26 protein-coding genes, 2 pseudogenes and 2 other annotated features are annotated in these 23,573 nt (G+C 36.7%); of the genes and pseudogenes, 12 read left to right on the top strand and 16 right to left on the bottom strand.

Going from position 1 to position 23,573, the window contains the following annotated elements:
- The 3 genes from trpD to trpE are packed head-to-tail and all read right to left on the bottom strand — an operon-like array spanning position 1 to position 3,025.
- The gene (gene trpD, locus U860_RS0114930; RefSeq protein ID WP_025149173.1) at positions 1-1,026 is read right to left on the bottom strand and encodes an anthranilate phosphoribosyltransferase; all 1,026 of its coding nucleotides are present in this window, start codon (positions 1,024-1,026) and stop codon (positions 1-3) included.
- Entirely contained in the window at positions 1,023-1,610 is a 588-nt protein-coding gene (locus U860_RS0114925) for an aminodeoxychorismate/anthranilate synthase component II (RefSeq protein ID WP_025149172.1), read from the bottom strand. Before U860_RS0114925 ends, trpD begins: the two co-directional genes overlap by 4 nt.
- The gene (gene trpE / locus U860_RS0114920) at positions 1,607-3,025 is read right to left on the bottom strand and encodes an anthranilate synthase component I (RefSeq protein ID WP_025149171.1); all 1,419 of its coding nucleotides are present in this window, start codon (positions 3,023-3,025) and stop codon (positions 1,607-1,609) included. Before trpE ends, U860_RS0114925 begins: the two co-directional genes overlap by 4 nt.
- Positions 3,026-3,077: 52 nt before the next feature.
- Positions 3,078-3,322: a binding site (T-box leader), on the bottom strand.
- A gap of 63 nt (positions 3,323-3,385) precedes the next feature.
- Positions 3,386-3,624, bottom strand: a binding site (T-box leader).
- Between the two features lie 308 nt (positions 3,625-3,932).
- Here trpE and putP point away from each other — a divergent pair.
- Positions 3,933-5,405: a sodium/proline symporter PutP gene (gene putP / locus U860_RS0114905; RefSeq protein ID WP_025149169.1), complete on the top strand. Its 1,473-nt coding sequence runs from the start codon at positions 3,933-3,935 to the stop codon at positions 5,403-5,405.
- A gap of 158 nt (positions 5,406-5,563) precedes the next feature.
- Positions 5,564-5,962: an Ig-like domain-containing protein gene (locus tag U860_RS0114900; RefSeq protein ID WP_002170878.1), complete on the top strand. Its 399-nt coding sequence runs from the start codon at positions 5,564-5,566 to the stop codon at positions 5,960-5,962.
- 30 nt (positions 5,963-5,992) lie between these two features.
- On the opposite strand, the gene U860_RS0114895 is transcribed toward U860_RS0114900, so the two are convergent.
- Positions 5,993-6,388, bottom strand: a complete 396-nt coding sequence (locus U860_RS0114895) for a PH domain-containing protein (protein WP_025149168.1) — start codon at positions 6,386-6,388, stop codon at positions 5,993-5,995.
- A gap of 87 nt (positions 6,389-6,475) precedes the next feature.
- On the opposite strand from U860_RS0114895, the gene U860_RS0114890 reads away from it, so the two are divergent.
- Complete coding sequence (locus U860_RS0114890; RefSeq protein WP_025149167.1) at positions 6,476-7,141, top strand: DUF4386 domain-containing protein; 666 nt, start codon at positions 6,476-6,478, stop codon at positions 7,139-7,141.
- On the opposite strand, the gene U860_RS0114885 is transcribed toward U860_RS0114890, so the two are convergent.
- Positions 7,134-7,706: a Crp/Fnr family transcriptional regulator gene (locus tag U860_RS0114885; RefSeq protein WP_025149166.1), complete on the bottom strand. Its 573-nt coding sequence runs from the start codon at positions 7,704-7,706 to the stop codon at positions 7,134-7,136. The genes U860_RS0114890 and U860_RS0114885 overlap by 8 nt on opposite strands.
- Positions 7,707-7,838: 132 nt before the next feature.
- Positions 7,839-8,750, bottom strand: coding sequence for a DMT family transporter (locus U860_RS0114880; RefSeq protein WP_025149165.1), 912 nt, complete (start codon positions 8,748-8,750; stop codon positions 7,839-7,841).
- Between the two features lie 202 nt (positions 8,751-8,952).
- On the opposite strand from U860_RS0114880, the gene U860_RS0114875 reads away from it, so the two are divergent.
- From U860_RS0114875 to exsF, 6 genes are all read left to right on the top strand, one after another.
- On the top strand, positions 8,953-9,684 hold the full coding sequence (locus U860_RS0114875; RefSeq protein ID WP_002170873.1) for an alpha/beta hydrolase-fold protein: 732 nt from the start codon (positions 8,953-8,955) through the stop codon (positions 9,682-9,684).
- A gap of 90 nt (positions 9,685-9,774) precedes the next feature.
- On the top strand, positions 9,775-10,293 hold the full coding sequence (locus U860_RS0114870; RefSeq protein ID WP_025149164.1) for a YjcG family protein: 519 nt from the start codon (positions 9,775-9,777) through the stop codon (positions 10,291-10,293).
- A 1-nt stretch (position 10,294) separates the two neighbouring features.
- Positions 10,295-10,717 (top strand): GNAT family N-acetyltransferase, encoded by a 423-nt coding sequence (locus U860_RS0114865; protein WP_025149163.1) that lies wholly within the window; start codon positions 10,295-10,297, stop codon positions 10,715-10,717.
- Positions 10,718-10,816: 99 nt separating this feature from the next.
- Positions 10,817-12,883, top strand: coding sequence for an ATP-dependent helicase (locus U860_RS0114860; RefSeq protein WP_025149162.1), 2,067 nt, complete (start codon positions 10,817-10,819; stop codon positions 12,881-12,883).
- 143 nt (positions 12,884-13,026) lie between these two features.
- Complete coding sequence (locus U860_RS31555; protein ID WP_033795434.1) at positions 13,027-13,497, top strand: CotY/CotZ family spore coat protein; 471 nt, start codon at positions 13,027-13,029, stop codon at positions 13,495-13,497.
- Between the two features lie 140 nt (positions 13,498-13,637).
- A complete protein-coding gene (gene exsF / locus U860_RS0114850) occupies positions 13,638-14,129 on the top strand; it encodes an exosporium protein ExsF (RefSeq protein WP_025149160.1) in 492 nt (163 codons plus the stop codon).
- Positions 14,130-14,205: 76 nt separating this feature from the next.
- Here the strand turns inward: exsF and U860_RS0114845 are convergent, their stop codons facing one another.
- Together U860_RS0114845 and U860_RS0114840 are read right to left on the bottom strand one after the other, a co-directional pair.
- The gene (locus U860_RS0114845) at positions 14,206-14,391 is read right to left on the bottom strand and encodes a hypothetical protein (RefSeq protein ID WP_029952990.1); all 186 of its coding nucleotides are present in this window, start codon (positions 14,389-14,391) and stop codon (positions 14,206-14,208) included.
- A 154-nt stretch (positions 14,392-14,545) separates the two neighbouring features.
- The gene (locus U860_RS0114840; RefSeq protein WP_025149158.1) at positions 14,546-14,905 is read right to left on the bottom strand and encodes a DUF1360 domain-containing protein; all 360 of its coding nucleotides are present in this window, start codon (positions 14,903-14,905) and stop codon (positions 14,546-14,548) included.
- 122 nt (positions 14,906-15,027) lie between these two features.
- Here U860_RS0114840 and U860_RS0114835 point away from each other — a divergent pair, with 122 nt between their 5' ends.
- Positions 15,028-15,492: a CotY/CotZ family spore coat protein gene (locus tag U860_RS0114835; protein WP_025149157.1), complete on the top strand. Its 465-nt coding sequence runs from the start codon at positions 15,028-15,030 to the stop codon at positions 15,490-15,492.
- A 61-nt stretch (positions 15,493-15,553) separates the two neighbouring features.
- Here U860_RS0114835 and U860_RS0114830 read toward each other — a convergent pair whose 3' ends face one another.
- From U860_RS0114830 to U860_RS36425, 8 genes and pseudogenes are all read right to left on the bottom strand, one after another.
- Positions 15,554-16,093, bottom strand: coding sequence for a spore coat CotO family protein (locus U860_RS0114830; protein WP_081806739.1), 540 nt, complete (start codon positions 16,091-16,093; stop codon positions 15,554-15,556).
- Between the two features lie 150 nt (positions 16,094-16,243).
- Positions 16,244-17,014 (bottom strand): enoyl-ACP reductase FabI, encoded by a 771-nt coding sequence (fabI, locus tag U860_RS0114825; RefSeq protein WP_025149155.1) that lies wholly within the window; start codon positions 17,012-17,014, stop codon positions 16,244-16,246.
- A gap of 108 nt (positions 17,015-17,122) precedes the next feature.
- Entirely contained in the window at positions 17,123-17,977 is an 855-nt protein-coding gene (rfbD, locus tag U860_RS0114820) for a dTDP-4-dehydrorhamnose reductase (RefSeq protein WP_025149154.1), read from the bottom strand.
- Between the two features lie 11 nt (positions 17,978-17,988).
- A complete protein-coding gene (rfbB, locus tag U860_RS0114815) occupies positions 17,989-18,960 on the bottom strand; it encodes a dTDP-glucose 4,6-dehydratase (protein WP_025149153.1) in 972 nt (323 codons plus the stop codon).
- 15 nt (positions 18,961-18,975) lie between these two features.
- Entirely contained in the window at positions 18,976-19,521 is a 546-nt protein-coding gene (rfbC, locus tag U860_RS0114810) for a dTDP-4-dehydrorhamnose 3,5-epimerase (protein ID WP_025149152.1), read from the bottom strand.
- Positions 19,518-20,267 carry a sugar phosphate nucleotidyltransferase gene (locus tag U860_RS0114805; protein ID WP_025149151.1) on the bottom strand — a complete coding sequence of 250 codons (750 nt, stop codon included), beginning with the start codon at positions 20,265-20,267 and terminating at the stop codon, positions 19,518-19,520. The genes rfbC and U860_RS0114805 overlap by 4 nt, the downstream gene beginning before the upstream one ends.
- A 14-nt stretch (positions 20,268-20,281) precedes the next feature.
- A pseudogene (locus U860_RS0114800) lies at positions 20,282-20,505 on the bottom strand (glycosyltransferase); the annotation flags it as partial.
- Positions 20,497-20,736 (bottom strand): annotated as a pseudogene (locus U860_RS36425) (glycosyltransferase); the annotation flags it as partial. The pseudogenes U860_RS0114800 and U860_RS36425, both read right to left, overlap by 9 nt.
- 165 nt (positions 20,737-20,901) lie before the next feature.
- Between U860_RS36425 and U860_RS0114795 the strand changes: the two are divergent.
- Positions 20,902-21,822, top strand: coding sequence for an exosporium leader peptide-containing protein (locus U860_RS0114795; RefSeq protein ID WP_025149149.1), 921 nt, complete (start codon positions 20,902-20,904; stop codon positions 21,820-21,822).
- Positions 21,823-22,353: 531 nt separating this feature from the next.
- Complete coding sequence (locus U860_RS0114785; protein ID WP_025149148.1) at positions 22,354-23,514, top strand: FtsW/RodA/SpoVE family cell cycle protein; 1,161 nt, start codon at positions 22,354-22,356, stop codon at positions 23,512-23,514.
- The last annotated feature ends 59 nt before the right edge of the window (positions 23,515-23,573 follow it).

Genomic DNA, 23,573 nt, shown 5'->3' with positions numbered 1-23,573 from the left:
TTAATTCACCCTTTCTAATTTTTCATAACTTGCTGTAATTAATAAGTTTAATTTTTCTAATGCTTTTCCAGAGTCAATGCTATGTGCCGCTAGTTTAATTCCTTCTTCAATCGATTCTGCTTTTCCGTTTGCGAAAAGAGCAAGCCCTGCATTTAATAAAACGGTATCGCGGTATACACTTTTTTCTCCGCTTAATACTCCGAGCGTAATCTTTGCGTTTTCTTTTGAATTTCCGCCTCTAATGTCTTCATTTTTCACTCTTGAGAAACCATATTTTTCTGGTGCAATACTCGTTTCAATTATTTCATTATCTTTTAAAATAGCGACGTAGTTTTCGCCTTGTAATGATGCTTCATCTAAAAATCCACTTCCATTTACAACGAGCGCTTGTTTTCGTCCGAGTTTCTGCAATACTTTGGCTACCGGCAATAACATATCTCGTTTATAAATACCGACAAATTGTGTTTCTAAATTAACCGGATTCGTTAACGGTCCAATTAAGTTAAAGATTGTCGGAACGTTTAATTCTTTTCTTATTTTCATAATGCGTCGTAATGCTGGATGCATCGCTGGTGCGAATAAGAAGGCAATACCTACATTCTCTAATAAATAGTCAATCTCACCAGGCGTACAGCTAATGTTTACACCGAGTTCTTCTAATAAGTCAGCACTTCCTGTTTTACTAGAAATAGCACGGTTTCCATGTTTTGCAACCTTTACGCCAGTTCCAGCAAGGACGAATGCAGATGTTGTACTAATATTGAATGTTTGCGCACCGTCACCACCTGTGCCGCAATTGTCCATCGCGCCTTTTATATGATTCGAAAACGGCAATGCCTTTTCACGAAGAGCACGAACGAGACCGTATATTTCTTCTGCTGTTTCCCCTTTCGCTTTCAGCAGTGCTAAAAAGGCAGCAATTTCGCTTTCTAATATGTTTTCACTTAATAAAAGGAGCCCTGCTTCATACATTTCTCCTTCTGTTAAATGCTGTCCCTCTACTAATTTTCGAAGATAACTGTTCATACTCTTTCCTCCTCTTTCACTTGTGCTAAAAAGGCACGTATTAATTTTCCGCCTTCTTCTGTTGCGATTGATTCCGGATGAAATTGTAATCCGAAGAGCGGATAATAGTTATGACGAACTGCCATTATTTCTCCGTCATCCATCGCTGTCGCTAATACGTCAAAGCATTGTGGTAAACTCATTTGTGCTGCAACGAGTGAATGGTAACGCATTGCCGTAAGCGGCTGCGTAACGTATGAAAAGATTGACGTTCCGTTATGTTTCACTCGCGATGTTTTTCCGTGTTTAATGCGCTCTGCTCTAACAATTTCTCCTCCAAATGCAGATATAATTGCTTGATGACCGAGGCAAATACCTAAGATAGGAACGTTCTTATAAAAGTGACGAATGACCTCGATACAAATTCCAGCATCTTCTGGTTTCCCAGGTCCTGGCGATAACACAATTCCTTTCGGCTTCATCTCTTCTAATTGTTCAATTGTTATTTGATCATTTCTTACGACAACAATTTCTTCCTCGTACTCGCCTAACAGTTGATACAAGTTATATGTGAATGAGTCATAATTATCGATAAGTACAATCATTTCATTACCTCCAAAAGCGCTCTCGCTTTATTTAATGTTTCTTCATATTCAGCTATCGCGTCTGAATCGTAGACGATACCCGCTCCTGCCTGAACGTACGCTTTCTCATCTTTCACAACCATCGTTCGAATTGCTAGCGCCATATCAAGGTTTCCTGAGAATGAAATATATCCAACTGCTCCGGCGTATACATTTCTTTTTTCATGCTCTAATGTATTGATGATTTCCATCGCTCTAATTTTCGGAGCACCTGATACTGTGCCAGCTGGTAAACAATACGCTAATGCATCAAATCCGCTCATTCGTTTTCGCAATGTTCCGTAAACTTCAGATACAATATGCATAACGTGAGAGTATTTCTCTACTTTCATATATTTATCTATCGTCACAGAGCCAATTTCACTTACTCTGCCAATATCATTTCGGCCTAGGTCTACAAGCATCATATGCTCTGCTCGCTCTTTCTCATTTCCTAACAGTTCTTTTTCGATTTCCTCATCTTCCTGCTTCGTTTTCCCTCTCGGCCTCGTACCAGCAATTGGATTTGTCATTACCTTATCGTCTCTTACTGATAGTAAACTTTCTGGTGAAGAGCCGAGAACGACGTAATCTTGAAAATCGATATAGAACATATATGGCGATGGATTTGCAATCCGAAGTTTCCGGTATAATGCAAATGAATCTCCTTTACATTCACTTCGCAAACGCTGAGATAATACAACTTGAAAAATATCTCCGGCCCGAATGTATTCTTTCGCTGTTTCTACCATTTCACAAAATTCTTTTTCAGTTACTGAAGAAGTAAATGATAAAGGTGATAGCACTTCACTTACCGCGGCCTCTTCTCCACTTAGTACTTCCTCTTTGTATACTTGTAATCTTTCATAGACTTCTTCATAGGAGCCAGAATCGTCTTTCTTGTATACATATACAAACGATAATTTTTGGCGTAAATGATCGTAAACGATAAACTCGCGATACAGTAGTACGTGTACTTCTGGGATATTTAATGGGTCAATTAATTCCTCTCCTATATTTTCATACTGCCGAATTACGTCGTAGCCGATATATCCAATCGCTCCTCCGCAAAACGGGAATGGACTCTCTACTTGCTCTGGTGCGAGCGTTTCTTCTAATACGTGTAATACATTTTTTTGAAGTTTTTCAGTTTGACCATTTAACGTTATTTCTACGACTGTACCAACGCTTTTCACTTCTCCATATGGATTACACCCTAAGTAAGAGTAGCGTCCTTTATCTTGATGAAGCTGTGAGCTTTCTAATAAAAACTTGTTCTTTCCTTTCAAACGTCTATATAAAGAAATTGGCGTAATGCTATCTCCTTCTTCTTCAGCAATTATTAAAAATGGTTTTCCTAGTTCTTTTTGCTTCATAAATTCTTCTTTCGTCATCATGCCTTTCACCTCACTCTGAAAAATAAAAAAAGTCCCCTACATATCGAAATATGTAGAGGACGATAAATTTACCGTGGTACCACCTCATGTTGGATGCAAAAGCATCCCGCTTTATTCAGGTACAAAATATATACCTTATCCTTGTAACGGCGGAACCCGGGTTGCCTACTGAAAACAATTGTTCAGCATACCTCTCGTAAGCCCATTCCGTATATGGCACCGCACCGGGCTCCCACCTGTCCCCGGCTCTCTGTAACGTCTCCATTATACGTACTCTTCTTACTTAAACGATTTAACATATTTAATTTTTATAGGACGTTCAACAATTTTTTATACACAAAAAGGGAGTACTCATCCTATAGAAAGGACGGGTACTCCCGTGGTGCCACCTTAATTCGTTACGAATGTAACGCACTTTGCCGTATCAAAAAATAATACGTGTCTCTTGTATCGATGAGATCATGTCGCCAAAGCCTACTTCTTTCGTTTCGGTTTGGAAGCTCCGAAGCCCATTCCACATCAATCCCATACTGATTCGCACCAACCATCAGCTCTCTGACATGTTCATCATGTGTACTCTTCTTCATCAACGCTTGCATTTTTTTTAAGTTGCACTCATTATATTCCTCATTTTTCAAATAAGTCAATACTTTTTCCGAAAAAAATATTTTTTCTTCATTCAATATTATATTGACAAAACAACCTATTTTTATGTAAATATAATAAATACTCTATTAAAATTAAGGTTTTTTTGTCAGAAAATTATATATTACAAAAGCAAATTAATGTCAAAAAACGCTTACATTTCAGAAAATTCATATTTCCGCATGGATTTTTCTGAATAATCATGATAGATTATACATATGCAAAATGCATCAAAAGACATGACAAAAGGAAGGGGAACTACATGAGTACGCAGATGTTAACTTTAACTTCTATCTCTATTTACATGCTCGGGATGTTAGTAATCGGCTATTTCGCCTACAAACGAACGTCCAACTTAACAGATTATATGCTTGGCGGGCGTACACTAGGCCCCGCAGTAACAGCATTAAGTGCTGGAGCAGCTGATATGAGCGGTTGGCTTTTAATGGGATTACCCGGTGCAATGTTTGGCGTTGGATTAAGTAGTAGTTGGATTGCGATTGGCCTAACACTAGGCGCATACGCAAACTGGATCTACGTCGCTCCTCGCTTACGTACCTACTCTGAAATTGCAAACAACTCTATTACTATCCCAGAATTTTTGGAACACCGTTTCCACGACAAATCTCATATGCTACGCCTAGTATCTGGACTTGTTATTATGATTTTCTTTACTTTCTATGTAGCTTCAGGATTAGTTTCAGGCGCTGTATTATTTGAAAATTCCTTTGGTATGAACTATCATGTTGGATTATTCATTGTTGCAGGCGTTGTTGTAGCTTATACACTATTTGGCGGTTTCTTAGCTGTAAGTTGGACAGACTTCGTGCAAGGAATCATTATGGTAGTCGCTCTTATTCTTGTTCCGGTTGTAACAATTATGCATGTAAATGGACTTGGCCCAGCATTCGAAACAATTAAATCTATCGATCCAACATTATTAGATATTTTTAAAGGCACTTCTGTATTAGGAATTATTTCATTATTCGCTTGGGGCCTTGGTTATGTTGGACAACCTCATATTATCGTACGCTTTATGGCGATTTCTTCTGTAAAAGAAATTAAAACTGCACGCCGAATTGGTATGAGCTGGATGATTTTCTCTGTTGTCGGAGCTATGTTTACTGGTCTTATCGGTATTGCTTACTATTCACAAAATGGCTTAACAATTGCAAACAAAGAGACCATTTTCCTGGAATTAGGGACCATTTTATTCCATCCACTTATTACTGGATTTTTATTAGCTGCAATTTTAGCAGCGGTTATGAGTACAATCTCATCTCAGCTTCTCGTTACTTCAAGTGCGGTAACTGAGGATTTATATCGTACATTCTTTAAGCGTTCTGCTTCTGATAAAGAACTTGTATTTGTCGGTCGTATGGCTGTTCTTGGTATTGCACTAATTGGGTGTGCATTAGCGTTTAAACAAAATGATACGATTTTAGCTCTTGTTGGATATGCTTGGGCTGGATTTGGTTCTTCATTTGGACCTGCTATTTTATTAAGCTTATATTGGAAACGTATGACGAAATGGGGCGCACTTGCTGGTATGATTTCTGGTGCCGCTACTGTAATTATATGGACTCAATTCAAATTCTTGAAAGATTTCTTATATGAAATGATTCCTGGTTTCGCTATTAGTTTAATTGTAATCGTAATTGTTAGTTTACTAACAAAACCTTCAAAAGAAGTTGAAGAGCAATTTGAAGATTTCGAAAAACAACATAGCCTATAAAAATAACCTCCGCTTTTAATATACAAGCGGAGGTTATTTTTTATTATAGACAGTTTTCTTCTCGAATTTAACAATTTCTTTATGTTTCGTTAAATTTACTATAACATTCTTCCTTTATATTATTAATATCGACACTTATACAGAAAGGGGACTCCAAAATGTTAGCATCTTTACAGCGACAACATATAAGAAAATTTTCACCTATCACAAATACTTCTGCTTCTTGCTTAAACATACAACCAAATCCACCTAAAATTTCAATTGCTCCTTCTGTTATATCTGTAATTGGTATTCATATACAAAAAAATAAGCTAAAAATAAAAATGGGACAAAGCGCTGATTTATCAGCTTCCGTTTTACCAATGCAGGCAACGAATAAAGAGCTTATATGGACAAATATGAATTCCGACGTTATCACCATATATCCAAAAGGTGAGACTGTAACAATTACAGGAAAAAGTGCGGGAAGAGCAGTTGTTATTGTCACAACTGCCGAAGGAAAATTCCGTGAATTATGTATCGTTCACGTACAATCTTATATGACAAATCCAAAGTAAAATAAAGAGAGTGGATACGAAGCCACTCTCTTACTTTATTTCTATTTGAGGATTTTTTCTTTTTAACAACGAATTAAATTCTTCTTTATTTCTTGGAGAAATAAGTTCTGTTTCATATGATCCGTATAGAATTTCTAATCGATCAAATGATAGTGCATAGGCTGCTAACGGATTTTTCGTATTAGAAATTTTCTTTATATCTTTTATGAAAATCCGCTTCTTAATAGGTCCTGATTTAATAATGATTACTTCTCCCTCCACAATATACTTTGTCGTAAACCAACTCCAAGTAAGTACCATAGCTAACGGAATTGTAAAAAACAGAAGAAAATATTCTCTCCCTGCAAAGATTGGAGCAATGCATGCACCAATAACAACTAGAAAAATTGGATATAACCATGCATCTTTTTTTGATGGAAATTCCACTAAACTTCCCCTCTCTTGATTTAAGTCAATGAACCCCCTTCTCTTTCCTATTACAATGAAAGCAACATTAGAATAGGAGGACGTATTATGACTGAACGAAAGTATGCCTTATTTGCTGGTACTTCTCTTCTTGTTATGGCATTCATTGCATTTTTTTCTTACGGTTTTGTTCACGCAAATCTCGTTGTACAAGGAGATGCGAGCACGACACTCCATAATATTCAAAATTCACTTTTCAAAGCGGAAATCTTCGGATGGATTATCATTTTTATTACTGATATTATCGTCGCATGGGCTCTTTATTTCTTTCTAAAGCCTATCCACGCTAGTCTCTCATTACTAACTGCCTGGCTTCGTCTTATGTATACAGCACTACTTGGAATTGCTATATTCAATTTAACATTTGTATTACTTCTTTCTAAAAGTACAGTCGCTAATCCAGAAGCATATATAATGTTATTTCTAGAAGCTTTTGAATACATTTGGTCTGTAGGATTAATCATTTTCGGCTTACATCTTCTCACGTTAGGATATGTAACCTTTCAATCTAAAAGAATACCGAAAACTATTAGTGTATTACTGCTCATTGCTGCAATCGGTTATATCGTCATTAACGTAATGAATACGATGTTTTCGCAATATGATGCAATCATTTCGTTTACTAAAGTTTTATTCCAATTGCCTATGATTGCAGGTGAATTAGGACTTAGCATATGGCTACTTCTAAAAGGCGGCAGAAAATCTATTACTTAAGTCTTTTCTTTATTCTGCTTAACGATTCTGGCGTAATACCAAGGTAACTTGCCAATTGATATTGAGGAACACGATCGATTAAATGAGGTCGTTTTTGTAATAATGATTTGTAGCGTTCTTCTGGTGTCGATGCAATAAATAATGTAAGCTCTTCTTGTATTTCACCAAAATTGTATTCAATCATTTGGCGTGTCATTTCTTCTAACTGTGAATATTTATTATACATGCCCTTTTCATTATTAAGGTCACCCACGACTACTATACAGTCTTCTAAACACGTTAACGTATGTGGGGATGATTTATCTTGTTTATGGTGGTTAAAATTTGAGATCGCTTGTTCTTCTGTATAAAAATTTGATGTAACTTCTTTTCCAGATTCATTTATACAATGTTGCCTAATGCATCCTTTTAATACAAAATAACATTTAGACGGAACATCTCCTTGTCTTAAGAGCACTGTTCCTTTTTTATATTCTTCAATTTGTAACTCTTCCACGATCATGCGCTGCTGTTCTTCACTTAATGTTGTAAGATTTGTCATGTATTTCATTAAAATTTCTTTCATCTTTGCTTCTCCTTCCCTTTGTATGAGAAACGTATGATTTAACTCCACTATAAAATCTCTTTTACTTTCAGCATAGAACAAAAAAAGAGAAGCTACCAATAACCTCTCTTTTCGCATATTACAATAAATTCGTTATAGTTCCTGTGTATACACCTGCTCGTTCACCACATTTTTTGATGTTCGTTTTTGTTGCTGTAGTAAGAAAACAGATACACCAAACAATACGAGCATGCTGCCGATAATTTGCATTGCGTTTAATTTTTCTCCAAGTAAGAAGAACGCTAGTATAGATGCCCCAACTGGTTCTCCTAGAATACTCATTGAAATTGTTGTTGCATTTACGTAGTTTAATAGCCAGTTATTAATTACGTGTGACACTGTCGGTACAATCGCAAGTAAAAGAAAAATAGTCCAGTCCCACTTCGTATAACCTGTAAAAGGTACTTGCAGTATGGCATTATAAATTCCCATGAAAATACCTGCGAATGCAAAAACTGTAAAGCTATAAATCCAATGCGATACTTTCTTTACTGTCGTTTGTCCGATAAATAAATAACCGACAACCGCTATTACACTTAAAAAGGATAATATATCTCCATAAATTGCTTGTTTACTTAAACCTAAATCTCCCCAGCCAATACACATTACACCTAATATAGCGATACCCATCGTCGCAATTGCTGAATAGGTTGTTCTTTCTTTAAACAGAAAAAAACCTCCAACTAAAGACACGATCGGTTGAAGTGCTAAAATAATTGTCGAACTAGCAACTGTTGTATGCTTTAAAGACTCAAACCATAAAAGAAAATGTAGCGCTAAAAAGAATCCAGATCCAATTAAAAATCCCCAATCTTTTATTTGAATCTTACTAAACTCTTCCCGTTTTTTCCAAACGATAGGCAGCATAATAAGTACAATAATCCATAAACGATACATACTTAAAATGGAAGATGGTGCTGAGGACATCTTTACAAAAACTGCTGCGAATGAAATGGCTATAATGGAAATTGCTAATGGTAGTGCGATTGACCTTTCTTGTTTCAAATTGTGTCTCCCCTCTCACCTGTAAAAAATCCCACTTCATTATATCCGTTTTCTTTCATAACTTAAATACAAATTTTTAGATTCTTCGTACCATTATGGTAAAATAGAAATGAAAGCACCTATTAGTGAATATTTCTTTCCTTTTCACTACAAGCGTCGCTCTTACAATCATTACAGTAAATTTTTATTTAGGGGGATATACATGAATCAAACAATAGGGAGAATTGAAGAAATTTCATTTTTTAGTACATCACTTCAAGAGGAACTTACGCTTCTCGTTTATTTACCAGTAAATTATACACCTCTCCATAAACATACGGTTGTTATTGCACAAGATGGTAGAGATTATTTTCAACTTGGTAAAGCGCACCGTGTAATTGAGCGTCTTCGTGAAACTGAAGAAATTGACCGCACAATTATTGTCGGTATTCCATATAAAAATGTACACGATCGTAAGGAAAAGTATTTCCCGAACGATGTAAAGAATGCTGCTTACATTCGTTTCCTTGCTCATGAGCTTGCTCCATATATTGATGCAAATTATCCAACGTATCAAATGGGTAAAGGCCGCGTTTTAATTGGAGATTCTCTTGGCGGTACCGTTTCCTTTATGACTGCGCTTATGTATCCGCATACATTCGGTAAGGTCGTTATGCAATCACCATTTGTTGATGACACAGTTCTTAACTTAGCGAAAGATTTCAAAGACCCACAAGCACTAGAAATTTATCATGTCATCGGTACAGAAGAAACAAATGTAAAACGTACAGATGGACAAACATCTGATTTCGTAGAACCGAATCGCGAGTTAAATAAACTTCTTTCAGGCAGAAACTTCATCACGCATTACGAAGAGTTTGAAGGTAATCACACTTGGAAGTATTGGCAAGCAGATTTACCGAAAGCATTTTCTCATATTCTATCAATGAAATAATAGAGAGCAGTATTCAGAATAATTTGATATAATAGATAAAGAGATTTATTCTCAAAATCTAACTAGACTTGCAAAGGGAGGAATTGGAACATGAAATTAGGCATTGTAATTTTTCCATCAAAAATGATTCAGGATAAAGCGAACGGATTGCGTAAACGTTATGATCCGCATTACGCATTAGTTCCGCCACACATTACATTGAAAACACCCTTTGAGACGCAAGATGAGCAATTAGAATCGATTGTAGATGAGTTACATACAATCGCAAACAAAACGAACCCATTTACCCTTCATGTTGGAAAAGTTGGTTCATTCGCACCTGTTAATAATGTTCTTTATTTTAAAGTAGAAAAAACACCTGAACTTACTTTCTTAAATGAAGAAATGCATAATGGATTCTTTACACAAGAACGCGAGTACGCTTTCGTACCGCATTTAACAATCGGTCAAAGCTTATCAGATGCAGAGCACGCTGATGTATTAGGTCGATTACGTATGAAAGATTTCTATTATGAGCAACCAATCGATCGTTTCCACCTTCTATATCAATTAGAAAACGGAACTTGGACTGTACATGAAACATTCCACCTTGGAAAGGGGAACAACTAATTTGCACGCACAAATCGTACAAACAGACGAGCAGCTAAGTGATGCATTCTCTGTACGTAAACAAGTTTTTGTAGAAGAACAGCGTGTATCGTCAGAAGAAGAATACGATGAATTCGAAGATACTTCGGCGCACGTTGTTGTATATGACAATGACATTCCAATCGGTGCGGGTCGCTTTCGCATTGTTGATGGAGTTGGAAAAATGGAACGCATTTGCGTACTAGCTTCCCATCGCAAAAAAGGAATTGGTAAAATCATTATGGATGTACTTGAAGCGCACGCAAAGGAAGAGTCTCTACCAAAATTGAAACTCCATGCGCAAACACATGCTGAAGTTTTCTATAAAAAACTCGGATACGTGACGACTTCTGATGTATTTATGGAAGCAAATATCCCGCACATCGTGATGATAAAAGAATTATAATTTTGTAGCAGGAGGTAACCCCTCCTGTTTTTTACATTGCTATTTTCTTTTTCTTCCGCTAAAGTTAAATGTTGATGCTATAGTTTTGAAGGTGAATATATGACACAAGAAAAATTTTCACAAAAATCGTTAACACACGCTGGCATTCCGCAAGCGACGTATCATATTCCGAAAACATCTACCCATTTAATTATGGAAGAAGATGCAGATGCGGCGTATTTCCGCGCTTTAGAACAGCAAGGTGTTTATTTAAATGAGAAACAGTTAGAAGCAGTGCAAACGACAGAAGGACCTGTCCTTACACTAGCTGGTGCTGGAAGTGGTAAAACATCTGTTTTAACAACTCGCGTTGGTTATTTAGTTAATGTAAAACATGTTCATCCACGAAATATTTTGCTACTGACGTTTACACAAAAAGCAGCTGAAGAAATTCGAAGCCGTGTAGCGAATTTGCCTGGTATGAATCATGCCGCAAGTAGCTATGTCGTTGCTGGTACATTCCACTCTGTCTTTTTAAAATTGCTTCGTAGTCAAGGATATAATCAGCAAATTTTAGCAAATGAAAAACATAAACAAATTATGATAAAGAAAATTTTGAAAGAATTGCGCTTAAAAGACGATTATGATGCTGAAACGATACTCGCTATGATCTCACTTGAGAAAAACAAATTGAATCGTCCGAAAGATGTACAAGCGAAAACACCGGTTGAACAAGAATTCAAAGAAGTATATGAACGTTTTGAAGAGGTAAAACAACGATACAATTATATCGATTTTGACGACATCTTATTAGAAACATATTATATGTTAGAAAATAACGCTCCCCTGCTTACGCAATTACAAGAGCGTTTTCATTACATTGAAGTAGACGAGTTTCAAGATACATCATATGCACAATATGAAATTGTAAAATTGTTAGCTTCACCAAGAAATAATTTGTTTATCGCAGGTGATGACGATCAAGCGATATACGGATGGCGAGGAGCAAGCCACCAGATCATTTTATCTTTTCCGAAAGAATTTGATAACACAACGATTATCGCTCTTAATACGAACTATCGCTCCAATCCATTTATCGTTGGACTTGGGAATGAAGTCATTAAATTAAATCAAGAACGCTTTGATAAAGAGCTATATTCTGTTCGTGAAGAAGGTGTACAACCATTTTACGCAAGACCTGCTACGACTCTTGATGAAGCAAACCAAATTTTGCAACTCATTCAAGAAAAAGTAGATAGCGGTGAACGAAACTATAAAGATTTTTGTTTATTATATCGTACACATTCTGTAAGTCGTTCTTTACTCGATCAGCTTACAATTCATAAAATTCCATTTATAAAACATGGGGCGAGCCAATCGTTCTACGAGCATTCTTTAATTAGGCCCGTATTAGATCATTTACGATTGGTGCTGGAACCGTTCCGCCTCGAATCACTTTCAAATATATTACCAACGATGTATATTGGCCGTGATGAGTGCATTTCATTTATTGAACGTGAACAATGGAAATATGGTGAGGGCCGCTTCCCTTCTCTTCTTCATTTCCTATTACTAAATCCAAGCTTAAAACCTTTTCAAGTAAAAAAAGTAAATGAGCGAATCGATTTTATTAAATTTATAAAAGAACTTGAACCGAAAAAAGCATTGAAAGAAATTATTCATGGTAAAGGAAAATATTTAGAGTACTTACAAAGTAATGATCGTTCTTCCTTTACGATGCATAAGGACATACAAAAAGAAATGCTAGAAGAATTAATGGAATCAGCAACTCGCTTTACGGCTATTCCAGCTTATTTACAATTTATTAATGAAGCAATTCAAGGCCAAAAAGAAATGGAAGCATTAAAAACAATGCCACAAAAAGATGCCGTATCGCTTATGTCAATTCATAATGCGAAAGGCCTTGAATTCCCATGCGTCTTTTTACTCGGAGCAAGCGATGGCATTCTGCCTCACACTTCTTCTTTAAAAGACGCAAATGACCGTGTAACTGAGACTTCTGAAGCATTAGAAGAAGAACGACGATTACTATACGTCGCAATTACACGCGCAAAAGAAGAACTTTACATTTCCTCTCCGCAATTTTTCAGAGGAAAAAAACTAGATATATCTCGTTTTTTATATACTACGCGAATAGATTTACCTGAAAAGACATCCACAAAATAAGGATGTCTTTTTTCCATATCACGTTATGTACATCCCCTCTATATAAATTCCCTGTTTCTATCCTGAGAATTAACGTAATATCAACCATATCCCACTCATATTGTAATAGTGTATGTCAGAACTCACGATAAGGAGTGAACATAATGAGCTGCAATTGTAACGAAGATCATCATCACCATGACTTTGATTTCAACTGTGTATCTAATGTCGTTCGTTTTATACATGAACTACAAGAATGTGCAACCACAACATGCGGATCTGGGTGCGAAGTTCCATTTTTAGGAGCACATAATAGCGCAGTAGTTGCAAATACGCGTCCTTTTATTTTATACACAAAAGATGGAGAACCTTTCAAAGCATTTGCACCATCAGAAAATTCTAAGCACTGTACGTCTTCGATTTTCCGCGTTGAGAGCATAGATGATGACAACTGCGCTGTGCTACGCGTATTAGTTGTTGTATTATGTGATGGTTCTCCTGTACGAGATGATGATGATCCAATCTGTACGTTTTTAAATGTACCAAATGCGAAATTAAAATCGACCTCTTCTTGTCTTACTGTCAATTTAAATTGCTTCTGCGCTATTCAATGCTTACGCGATGTTTCTATATAAAACTACACAATGATTTAAGTATGGATTGGGTGGCAGAGAACTCTGCCACCCAATCCATGCTTAAAAGGTATTATTATGTATTTTTCATAAAATTGGGAACTGGTCCACTACATTAACTGAGAGTAGAAACAGATAAAAGAGTGAAAAACACATTCTCTTCTGATTGCGAGGCGAAATCAGCTAGTACACTAAATGCCTTCGGTTTTGCTTTTAATGCTTTTGCGCCTCAATTCGCTTCATTATTCACACCATTACTATTACCTAGCGCAAGTCCAAATCCAAACATTACGGTTCCGATAATAAACGATACGGTAAGTATAGGAGATGATATTAAAATTCAACTACCTGGTATTTATCAAATCAGTTATACATTATCAATAAGCCTTGATAATTCCAATGCAATCCCTGAAGCTGGTCGTTTCTTCTTATCATTAGATACACCACACAATATTATTCCAGGCTCAAGTACTGCGGTCCGCTCTAACGTTATTGGCACTGGTGAAGTAGATATCTCCAGCGGTGTTATCCTTATTAACTTAAACCCTAGCAACTTAATTCAAATTGTACCCGTCGAATTATTCGGTAGTGTAGATGTTCGTGCCGCAGCATTAACAGTTGTACAAATCGGTTAGTAAAAAGCGGTATTTCTTAACCGAAATACCGCTTTTTATTTTTATAATAAAAAACACTCACAGTAACATGAGTGTTTCATTCTTCATATTGTTTTAATATGTTCTTCTTTTTCCCACAGTTACATCCCTTTTTCTTCACAAATCCTTGTTGCTTTAACTGTTCTTGATATGCCTGTTGTTGTGCTTGTTGCTGTTGCTGTATATTATACCACTGCTGTAGGTCATATGAATTTTGACTTGGATTATTACTCACAGCAAACATCTCCTCTACTATCAATTCTGTCTATTTACTATATGAACAACTCCTTATTTCCGTTCCCTCATCCTCTTAAACTCCGCTTTTACTAGCATCATGAAGATTTATCCCGATTGGTGAGGGCTAATAGTTAGTGTGGAGGATCCCCAGTTTCATTTTATTATTCTCCCATAAAATATCCTGTAATTGTTTCAATGATCGCCGCTGCACCTGCAATGGCTAATAATGCTAGTACAGGCTCTGCAACAATAGGAATCCATTTATATAAAACTAATAAAAAAGCACTGACCCACACACCTGTACACCAATAACAGCTTAATAATTCTCCAATCCACTTTCTTAATCCTTTCCCTTTCACCTTTGTAAAAGTTGATACACTTCCATCTGGTTCCGTAATCTCTAACTCATCAATAAACGGTCTTCGCAAAAAAGCTGTAATTTTATCATACACAATGAGACGAGTTAACCTAAAAGCAGCTAGCGCGAAAATAAAAAATAAAAGCCAGCTTGTAACTAACATAATTCCACCTTCCCTATCTTCTTTAGCCTATTAAAAAAAAGGTCTTGAGACTGTGACCAAATCTCCCCTACTCCAATATCTTATTAATGTAAATACAAACAAGAAGATAAGGAGTGACATTAATGAGTTGTAACGAAAATAAACACCATGGCTCTTCTCACTGCGTAGTTGACGTCGTAAAATTCATCAATGAACTACAAGATTGTTCTACTACAACGTGTGGATCTGGTTGTGAAATTCCATTTTTAGGAGCACATAACACTGCACCAGTAGCGAATACACGTCCTTTTATTTTATACACAAAAGATGGAGAACCTTTTAAAGCATTTGCACCAGTAGCAGTAGGAGAAGCTAAGCACTGTACGTCTGCAGTTTTCCGTGTTGAGAGCGTAGATGACGATAGCTGCGCTGTGCTACGCGTATTAGTTGTAGTATTAGGTAATGGCTCCCCTGTACCAGCTGATGATGATCCAATTTGTACGTTTTTAAATGTACCAAATGCAAAGTTAAAATCAACACCTACTTGTATTACTGTTGATTTAAGCTGTTTCTGTGCTATTCAGTGCTTAAGCGACGTTTCTATTTAATAAGTAAACTAAAAAACTATTGGGGAGGGGTAGATAGAGTCTTTCTACCACCTTTACATATTTATAAACCGGCCATATCAATCGATTTTATTTCTTTTATAGGTAACTTAATATCTCTCATACTATTTGGTGGCATAATTGATACGACTCCATTTTGGTACGATATAATCGATCCTACATATGATATCGTTGCTGTTTTTATTCTGCATCTTACTTTCGGAATGTAATGAGGGCGGTTTAATAAGAAGTTAATTTTTTCTTCATTGCTCATATTCTTAAACGATTTATTGTGCGGGACTGTTCTCACCTGTGCTCGCTCTTCTTTCCCGTCTTGCTCCTCCTCTTCTATTTTTTCTTCTTCCACTTGATGTTTCCCTTGCTCTTGTCGTTCTTGCTCTATCACCTCTTCCACCGCACTACTGACAATACTTTGATCTCTATCGCTTTGCTCACGCCTACCATCATTTTTAAAGTTTGTAAGGAGAATTCTTTTTATTTTCGGTGTATCGAGTTCTAAATTTACTTGTGCAATATATAACAACGGTCTTCCAACTGTTGAACTTTTATTTTTATTCTTCACACTCGTCCCTCCCACTTCCATACATAGCTGGATAAATCGTGTACTATTAGAGTTATATTCATAACAATGCAAGAACTTTCGTTAAAAATCGTTCTTTCCTAGAACAATTAAAAAGGACAGTCTCAATATTTAGAGACTGTCCTTTTTAAAAAACTATAATCAATATTATATTTATCCTAGAATATGATATCCTGAATCAACATGAATGTTTTCACCTGTTACTCCGCGTGCTAAATCACTGAATAAGAATACTGCTGTATCTCCAACTTCTTCTGGAGTTGTTGTGCGACGAAGTGGTGCGCGCTCCTCAATTTCTTTTAAGATTGAGTTAAAGTCACCTACACCTTTCGCGGATAACGTACGAATTGGTCCTGCAGAAATAGCGTTGACGCGAATGCCGTGTTGTCCTAAATCGTTTGCTAAATATTTTACACTAGCTTCTAATGAAGCTTTCGCAACACCCATAACGTTATAGTTTTTCACAACGCGTTCGCCGCCAAGGTATGTTAAAGTTAAAATATTTCCGCCTTCTGTCATCACTTTCTTCGCTTCTCTTGCTACAGCTGTTAAAGAGAATGCACTAATATTTTGTGCAAGTAAAAATCCATCGCGAGAAGTATCTACAAATTCACCTTTTAAATCATCACGATTTGCAAAAGCAATACAGTGTGCAACACCGTGAATTGTACCAACTTCTTGCTTAATAGTTTCAAAGCAAGCTGTAAGTTCCTCATCATTCGTTACATCACAAGGTAATACAAGTGATTCTTGTCCTTCTAATGTTTCCGCTAATTCACGAACGTTTCTTTCTAAACGCTCTCCTGCATATGTGAATATTAATTTTGCACCTGCATTATGCAAAGAGCGAGCGATTCCCCATGCAATACTTCTTTGGTTCGCAACGCCCATAACAACAAATGTTTTCCCTTGTAATAGTTCCATGATATATCCTCCCAGAAATACTTATACTTGTTATTAGTACCTGATACTATAATTATAGTACCATAAAACCTCTTAAAGGCAAACAAAAAAGTCATTAACATACATTTGTTAATGACTTTTTGTTTCTATAAAAAACCGTTCTAATCCTTCTTCCCAAGAAGGCATTTGTAAAAAAACATTTAATTGTAGCATTTTATGCTGAAAGATCGAATATTTCGGTCTCGCTGCCGCCGATCCAAATTCCTCAGTCGACACAGGTAACACATTCACTCTCATTTTTGTGTGCGAAAATATTTTTTGAGCAAATTCAAACCAAGAACACGAACCGAGATTTGATACGTGATACGTACCGTATAAGGACGTATGAATGAGCTTGTTAATCACAGTAATTAAATCCGCCACGTACGTAGGAGAACCAACTTGATCAGCTACAACAGATATATTTTCTTTCTCTTTTCCTAAGCGCAGCATCGTTTTCACGAAATTATTTCCATATTTTCCATACAGCCACGATGTACGAACTATGAAATATTTATTATGTAACTCTTTTACAAACTGTTCTCCTGCAAGCTTAGAATATCCGTATATATTTATCGGTGCTGGATTATGAAATTCATGATATCCGTTCGGCCTATTACCTGAAAATACATAATCGGTACTGATGTAAACTAATTTAGCCCCTACTAATTGTGAAGCAACTGCTACATTTCGAGCTCCAATCGCATTTATTAAGTACGCAAGATTCTGTTCTTTCTCAGCAGCATCTACCTTCGTATACGCTGCGCAATGAATAATTGTATGCGGCCTTATTTCTTGTACGACTTGCTCAATTTGAGATATATTTGTTACATCAAGTGACTTCTTATCAAATGGATACATGTCATATTCCTCAGAATTCAACTCTTCTTGTAGTTGCTTCCCTAATTGACCGTTAGCTCCCGTTATGATAATCCGTTCTTTCATCTACATGCCCCTTACTTTTCTTTTAGTGGTTTCCACCATTCCGTATTGTTTTCATACCATTCCACTGTTTCTTTTAATCCTTGCTCGAATGTATACTTCGGTTCCCAATCAAGCTCATTCTTCATTTTTTGCGCCTCAATCGCATAACGACGATCGTGACCTAAACGATCTGTTACAAATTCAATATCTTTTTTTGTTTTTCCTAAAAGTTCTATAATTTGTTCCACAACATCTACATTTGTCTTTTCATTATTTCCACCAATATTATATACCTCTCCTACACGTCCCTTATGCAAGACGGTGTCAATTGCACTACAATGATCCATTACATGCAGCCAATCCCTTACATTTAATCCATCACCATATAAAGGTAGTTTCTTTCCTTCAAGTGCATTCGTAACCATTAACGGTATTAACTTCTCAGGATATTGATACGGTCCATAATTATTAGAACAACGCGTCACAATAACTGGTAATTGGTATGTTTTATAATAAGATAAGGCTATCATATCCGCGCTCGCCTTACTTGAAGAATATGGACTATTTGGCGCTAATGGGGTTTCCTCTGTAAATTTCCCCGTTTTCCCTAAAGAACCGTATACTTCATCTGTTGATACTTGCACGAGTTTAATATGTGGATATTTTTTCACTAACTCCAATAACGTAACTGTACCTATTACATTCGTATCATAAAAAGGGATTGGGTTTTCAATACTACGATCCACATGTGATTCAGCCGCGAAATTTACAATTACTTGCGCGTCACATTCATGAATAACATGCTCTAGCATCTCTCCATTTTGAATTTCCCCTTTTACGAATGAGTAGTTAGGATTATCTTGAATAGACTTTACATTATTTAAATTCCCGCTATATGTTAATGCATCATAATTAATAATTTTATATGTTTCATATTTTTTTAACATATAATGTATGAAATTACTTCCAATAAATCCCGCTCCACCTGTTACTAATATATTCATAAACAACTCTCCTACTTAAAAACTATCTTCATATTCCTGGAGTAATGGTAATATTCGATCCTTATCGGACAAGATAGGATTTGTTACCGGCCATGGAATTGCTAATTCTTCATCTTCCCAAAGCAAACCTGAATCGTGATCAGCACTATAATACTCATCTACTTTATACATAACAATTGTATGAGGTACAAGCGTACAAAAACCATGAGCAAATCCTTTTGGCACTAATAATTGCCTATGATTATCCGCACTTAAAATATACCCTCTCCACTGTTTAAAAGTTGGTGATTCTTTTCGCAAATCAACGATAACATCATATATTGCACCTTGCATAACTTGAATAAGCTTCGTTTGTGCTTTCGGATCTTTTTGAAAGTGTAACCCACGAATCGTTCCCGACCTAGCTGAATAAGATACATTATCCTGTACGAATGAATACGTAATCTCTAACGTTTCTAGTGTTTTCTTATTATAACTTTCTGTAAAAAAACCTCGCTCGTCTTCAAATAACCTCGGTTCTAACAATTTCGCATCGGTAAAATTTGTTTCTACAACTTTCATATTTTCACCTGTTTTCCATTAAACTGTTTCCCAAAGTTTATATCTCGCGCTAACGTATTCGCTCTTTGAAGAGATGCATAAGTTCCCGCATCAGTCCACCAACCGCTCATTTCATTATAAGTAAGTACCCCTCGTTTTAAATACCAATTATTTATATCTGTAATTTCAAGTTCCCCTCTTGCGGAAGGTTTTAATTCTTTTATATAAGAAAAGACTTTCGAATCATACAAATAAATTCCCGTCACAGCATAAGAACTTTTCGGCTCCTTCGGCTTTTCTTCAATTTCAATTATTTTCCGTCCTTGAATATGCGCTACGCCAAATCGTTCGGGATCTTCTACAGATTGAAGCAGCACTTTCGCACCTTCTTTTTGACTTGTAAACTCTTCAACATATGGACGAATATCATCTGAAAAGATATTATCTCCTAATATAACTACCATACGATCATTCCCGACGAAGTCCTCACAAAGCCCTAACGCCTGTGCAATCCCGCCCGCCTTATCTTGCACACGATACGTAAAGGACACGCCAAATTCTTGACCACTTCCTAGAAAGCTAACAACATCTCCCATATGCTCTTTACCTGTAATAATCATAATATCTGTAATTTCACATTGCTTCAGCTTATATACCGCATGATAAATCATCGGATATCGCCCAACGGGAAGTAAATGTTTATTCGTTACTTTCGTTATTGGATATAGTCTCGACCCTGTACCGCCTGCTAAAATAATCCCTTTCATCCTTCATCTCTCCCTTATGATGGAGATAGTATATCTTTGTAATGTTCTACGAAAACTTTCCGGTACTTCTCATATGTATCCGCATCAAACTCATCTCCGTTGTAATGAATACACCATAGATTTGCTTAGGGATACCAATTAAATATCCAGCCTTTTGAAATTCTAAAGACTGTGACACATCATAAAAGTGGAACCCTTGAAACAAATCCTCTCGCCACGGAATACCATGCTGCGTTGCTTTTGAAAAAGAAAAATTTCTAGCCGCTGCAAAATCATCAATCCATGAAAATTCGTGTATATTAGAAGCATATTTCTCCACAATCTCTTTCGTCCGATCCATAGAACCCGTATCAACTATAATAATTTCATCAACTATGTTTTTTACTGATTCTAAGCATCGAGCTATTGTATTTTCTTCATCACGAACAATCATACATAAGCTAATTGTAATTTCATGCTTATTCAATATAATCACCCGCTCCCCACTCAATCATATGTTATATACACAAAAAACTTCCCCTTTTTTTATATTATTCAATATATTCGAGATTTCTTTTCAATCCTTCTAATGTCGATGGTATTTTCTCACTAATTCCCACCTACTATATAATGAGAGATTTATGGAGGTGACTTTATGTCCAATCATACTTATTCAGATGGTTTAAATCCGGATGAATCTTTATCCGCCAGTGCATTTGACCCTAATCTCATAGGACCTACATTACCGCCAATTCCACCATTTACTTTTCCTACTGGACCAACCGGTATCACTGGGAACTCCGGGCCGACTGGCGATACTGAGACTACTGGCACTACCGGACCGACTGGAGCTACCGGAACTACCGGCGCTACTGGACCGACTGGAGCTACCGGCGCCACTGGCACTACCGGACCGACTGGAGCTACCGGGACCACTGGCACTACTGGACCGACTGGAGCTACCGGCGCCACTGGCACTACTGGCGCTACCGGAACTACTGGGGCTACTGGACCGACTGGAGCTATCGGCGCCACTGGCACGACTGGCGCTACCGGAACTACTGGAGCTACCGGCGCCACTGGAGCTACCGGAACTACTGGGGCTACTGGCACTACTGGCGCTACTGGCGCTACCGGAACTACTGGGGCTACTGGACCGTCTGGGGCAGGACTTCCAGCAGGCTTGTACGCATTTAACTCTGATTCGGCTGGTGTCACTTTGTCGGGTACCGGACCTGTACCGTTTAATACATTGGGATCACAATTCGGCACAGCAATTTCTCCATTTTCAGGTGGTGATACTTTCAACATAAACGAAACTGGATTCTATAAAATTACCGTTATCGTATATACTACATTGGCAAGTGCATTAGGTAACATTGAAATTCAAGTTAATGGCTCACCTATACCAGGCGCCAATACAACTTTAGTTATAGCTGGAGTACCTATCATTATCCAAGCGATTACACAAATTACATCAACTCCATCATTAGTTGAAGCATTTGTTACAAACATCACTGGATTATCACTAACTGCTGGTACGAGTGCATCAATTACTATTGAAAAAATCGCTTAATTTTTACTTAGCAGTAAAACTGATATAAGTTTTACTGCTTTTTCTATTATGTATTCAATCATTATTTCTTCTCTTTCTACATTAGCCATAATATCGTATACCTTTTTATAGGAGGCTCACATATAGAAAACAAATCTGTAGTTCAACCTTTCCACGAATTGCTAAAAAGAACAGCTTTGTTTGAAATATGAGTAGCGCATGAGCCATATCTTCCTACCTCATTACATATATCTATAGAACTTCCGCCTCGGTTGCGCATTCAATTGAAGATCCTCCAGTACCATTTCTAAGTATTTTAAAGAATTCTTTACATACCGTCACATTTCAAATATCATTCCTGATGCACATGTACGTCTTTCTCATTATTTGGATATAATTATAAAAAGAGCTAAATCATTAGCCTATTCTACGAAAATAAAAGTATATAATCGATATGTGAATCCACGTTATCGATCATGCATTCATTTTAAACTCTGCGATACAACAACTAAGATCCACTAATATAAAGAGCATTAGAAAGGAATACATACAGTGAAAGACTCAAATCCTCAATATCAAATAGACTACATATTAATATTTATTTTATTTGCCATTGGGACTGTTAGTTGCTTCGCTATTGCAAGTGCACAACCTTCTTTGCCACCATTTTTACAAAACGTAAATTTTGTCCTAAAGCAAATCCAGTGGTACGTTATTGGATTTATCGCCATTGGTGTTATTATGATTATCGATTTTGATCGCTATAAAAAAATTGCTTGGTATTTGTATGGCTTTGCAATGATACTTCTTATTGGCCTAGAACTTCAAGTTCCAGGTGCCGTTACAATTAAAGGGGCTACCGCATGGTACAGCCTTCCAGGTATCGGAAACTTTCAACCTTCTGAGATTATGAAATTATTCTTAATTATCGTCATTGGACGAATTATAGCGAACCATAATGAGAAGTACTTTTTCCGGACAACTCGTGAAGATTTTATTTTACTCGGAAAAATATTCGCAGCTAGTTTGCCTCCACTACTTCTAATCGCTAAAGAACCTGATTTAGGAAACACAATGGTTATTTCTGCGATGCTCGCAGCAATGATTTTAGTTTCTGGTATACGTTGGCGCTTTATTTTCGGATTAACCTCCGGTGTTTTCGCCATAGGCTCTACCTTAACATATATTTATTTCACGCATACAGCGTTCTTTAAGGGGCACATTCTAAAAGAATATCAGTTAAACCGTTTCTACGGTTGGCTAGCACCTTATGAATATGACGCTCAAGGATTTCAATTAAGACAAGCATTTTTAGCTGCGGGATCAGGAGAGATGCAAGGAAAAGGATGGGAGAATGGACAAGTATATTTTCCGGAACCACACACAGATTTTATTTTCACAAATGTCGCTGAACAATTCGGTTTTTTAGGAGCAAGTGTCATCATTTCACTTTTTTTCTTACTCATTTATCGAATGATTCATATCGCTTTAGAAAGCAATGAACCTTTCGGTAGTTATATTTGCGCTGGTACAATCGGAATGTTCACGTTCCAAGTATTCCAAAATATCGGGATGACAATCGGTTTACTCCCTATTACAGGAATAACGTTACCGCTTATGAGCTACGGCGGGAGTTCACTGCTCACATATATGATTGCTATTGGATTTATTTTAAACGTACGCTCAAGAACTAAAATCTTTATGTTTAAATGAACCATATCGAAAAACGGTATAGTTTTTTTCTATGTCCATTTTAGATATACTAATGAAAA

The organism is Bacillus sp. H1a, assembly GCF_000633475.1.
Classification (GTDB): domain Bacteria; phylum Bacillota; class Bacilli; order Bacillales; family Bacillaceae_G; genus Bacillus_A; species Bacillus_A paramycoides.
The sequence above is the reverse complement of the archived record's forward strand: the minus strand, read 5'-3'. Positions and strand labels throughout refer to the sequence as shown.